3 protein-coding genes are annotated in these 3,582 nt (G+C 36.6%); all 3 read right to left on the reverse strand.

Annotation, left to right across the window (positions count from 1 at the left end):
- Positions 1 to 208: 208 nt before the first annotated feature.
- The gene (locus tag ENL20_08180) at positions 209 to 1,174 is read right to left on the reverse strand and encodes a KpsF/GutQ family sugar-phosphate isomerase (protein HHE38534.1); all 966 of its coding nucleotides are present in this window, start codon (positions 1,172 to 1,174) and stop codon (positions 209 to 211) included.
- 24 nt (positions 1,175 to 1,198) lie between these two features.
- On the reverse strand, positions 1,199 to 1,837 hold the full coding sequence (locus tag ENL20_08185) for a hypothetical protein (GenBank protein HHE38535.1): 639 nt from the start codon (positions 1,835 to 1,837) through the stop codon (positions 1,199 to 1,201).
- A gap of 55 nt (positions 1,838 to 1,892) precedes the next feature.
- On the reverse strand, positions 1,893 to 3,582 hold a 1,690-nt coding region (gene thrS, locus ENL20_08190; GenBank protein ID HHE38536.1), incomplete at its 5' end, for a threonine--tRNA ligase.

Raw genomic sequence — 3,582 nt, forward strand, 5'->3', positions numbered from 1 at the left:
ACCGGTTTTTGAAAATGAAGATCCTGTATTAAATGAATATCTTAAACATCTCTGGAAAGAAGATATCGAAATTGATGTTCCGATCCTAACCGATGATTATGCTCCGGTTGATCATTATAACAGTAAAATGATTTGAGGTAGCACAGAATTGCATTTTGTGGATTATTGATATTTTTTTTCACAGATTGCAAATCTGTGCTACAAAAACTTATCCCACAACTCCAGCATTGATCAGATCATGCATATGCAGCATTCCAACAGGTTCATCTCTATCATTAACAACAGGAAGCATTGTTATTTTATTATTTTCCATTAAATTCAGGGCATCAATAGCAAGATTCTCTGATTTTATAGTTCTGGGAGATTTTGTTAAAGCTTCTGTTACCTGAATATTCAAATCAGTAAATCCTTTTGCTAGGAATCTCCTCAAATCTCCGTCAGTAACAATCCCTACTAATTTTCCGGACTCGTTGATAACATTCGTGCAACCCAATCCTTTGGAAGTCATTTCCAAGACTGCTTTGTTCATCTTATCGCTATTTTTTACAATAGGATTTTTCTCTCCGGAATGCATCAAGTCCTTAACTTTCAAGATCATCTTTTTGCCGATCGTTCCACCCGGATGGAATTGAGCGAAATCAGATTCTTTGAAATTCCTTTTTTTAAGAAGTGCAATTGCCATCGCATCTCCCATTGCCAGAGCAACAGTTGTGCTGGAAGTCGGAACCAGACCGAACGGTTCGTATTCTTTTTTGACATAACAATCGATCACAACATCTGAATTTTTTGCCAATTTTGAATCGAGATTTCCTGTCAAAGCAATGATCGGGATTTTCTTGAATTTTATATAAGGAATAATTGATATTAATTCTTCCGTATTTCCGCTGTAGGAAACTGCGATCACAACATCATTTTTCTGTAAGATCCCCAGATCACCATGAATCCCTTCGGCTGCATGCAGGAAAATCGCAGTTGTTCCGGTGCTGGATAGAGTTGCTGCGATTTTGCGAGCAATGATCCCGGTCTTCCCCATTCCGGTAACAATTACTTTTCCGGAACATTCATATAAAATCTCGATCGCTTTTTCAATCTCGTCATTAATTCGTTCCGAAGCTTCGATGATCGCTTTTGCTTCGAGGTTTAGTTCTTTTTTTATGAAATCAAAAATATTCATTATAAATACCTTATTAATAATTTGTCACATAGTTATATGAATTTGAGAAAGCATATAAAAGAAATAAGAAATGATAGCAACTGTTCCAACCATCCCAAATATTAACGAACTATTGATATTTTTCATTCTTGCTTTTTTGGTATAACCTTCAGAAAAAGCATCTAGATCAGCATTAGTTGGAATATTTTTTGGTTCAGGATGGGAATTATAAGCTTCTATGATTAAAATCGATGGTCCGATAAATAGTGTTGTTAAACCTAATCCAAAGCTTCCTAATGACCAACCAAGAGTGCTGTGTTTTGTTTTCGCTTCATATTGTCCTAATAGATAAGATTGTTTGTAATTGAGTTTCTTGTATTGATAAAAATTTTGAAAATCTAATTTTATAGTTTCGATCTCTTTGTAACTATTATAATTAGGAAATTCTCCGATTTTACTTTCGAGAAGATTTTGAGTTTTTAAAGAATCATTATCGATAAGGTTAATGAACCTTTTTTCGATAACAAAAAGTTTTTTACCTTGATCATTTTCCAGATACAGCTTCTTTTTATTTATGGAATCAATATTCCCTGTAATGATATTGCCGTCATGTAGTTTGATTTCTGTAGATATTAATAATGATGCAGTAAAAATGATTAAATAAAAAAAAATTAGTTTTTTCATAGAAGCTCAACAAAACTTGCCATCCGGCAGCTGCCGGATAGCAAGTTTCTATTATCTATTTCTCATCAATCTCTTTCTTCAATTTTACTATCATTTCTACGATCCCAAAACTTCCCAGATCTCCTTTAGTGTGTCGTCGCACGGAAACACTTTTGGATTCCTTCTCTTTCTCACCCACAATGAACATATACGGAATTTTATGAGTTTCTGCATCTCTGATCTTATAACCGATCTTCTCATTGCTTTGATCTATTTCAGAACGAATTTCAGAATTAAGCAATTGCTTATTTACTTCTTTGGCATATTCCTCATATTTTTCTGAAATAGGAATAACCTTCACTTGAACCGGACAAAGCCAGAGCGGGAAATTGCCGGCATGATATTCGATCAGAGTTCCGAAAAATCTTTCCAGAGAACCGAGCAAGGCGCGATGGATCATGAATGGACGATGCGGATTGTTATCAGCACCGATATAATTCATATCAAAACGGGTCGGCAAATTGAAATCGAATTGAATGGTCGAACACTGCCAGGCACGATTGAGAGCATCTTTGATCTTGATGTCGATCTTTGGTCCGTAAAAAGCACCACCACCATCATCAACTTCGTAATCAATTCCATATTTTTCCAGGGCATCTTTAAGAGAAAGTTGAGCTTTTTCCCAATCACCCTTTTCTCCTACAGCTTTTTCGGGCATGGTAGAAAGATAGATCAGAAAATCCTTAAATCCGAAATCCTTCAGCATTTCGAGAGAAAATTCCAAGACTTTATATACTTCATCATGAAGTTGTTCCGGAGTACAGATAATATGAGCATCATCTTGAGTAAATCCTCGAACTCTCATCAAACCATGCAGAGCACCTGATTTCTCATAACGGTAAACAGTTCCCATTTCAGCCCAGCGTAAAGGCAGTTCGCGATAACTTCTTCTCCGGGAATTATAGATCTCGATATGAAACGGACAATTCATCGGTTTCAGGTAATACTCCTGTTCATCGACCAAGATCGGATTATACATACTTTCAGCATAGAAATCGAGATGACCGCTGGTTTTCCAGAGTTCTGCTTTTCCAATATGAGGAGAATTTACCAGACCATATCCGGCTTTGAAATGCTGCTCTTTCCAATACTGTTCGATGATCGAACGCATCATTGCTCCGTTCGGATGCCACAGAACCAGACCTGCTCCGATCTCATCGGAAATTGAATAGAGATCGAGTTCTTTCCCGATTTTACGGTGATCTCTTTTTTTCGCTTCTTCCAGATCGTGCAGATATTTTTTTAATTCTTTCTTGGAAGGAAAGCTGATGCCGTAAATCCTTTGCAGCATCTTATTCTTCTCATATCCCCGCCAATATGCTCCGGAAGTTTTCAACAATTTGATCGCTTTGATCTTTCCGGTATTTAGAAGATGAGGACCTCGACAAAGATCGGTAAAATCACCTTGCTGATAAGTTGAAATTATTTCTCCATCCGGAATCTCATCCAAGATTTCAATCTTGTAATCCTCACCCATTTCTTTGAAAAGTCTAATTGCTTCTTCTTTTAGAATTTCCTGACGAGAGTACTCGAGATTTTGTTTAGAAAGTTCTCGCATTTTTTCTTCGATCTTGATCAGGTCTTCGTCTGTAAAAGGAATTTCCTTATCAAAATCATAATAGAAACCATTTTCAATGGCTGGACCGATCGTAACTTTTACATCCGGGAAAAGTTGTTTAACAGCTTGAGCCATCAAATGAGCAGTA

Source organism: Candidatus Cloacimonadota bacterium (assembly GCA_011372345.1).
Taxonomy (GTDB): Bacteria; Cloacimonadota; Cloacimonadia; order Cloacimonadales; family TCS61; genus DRTC01.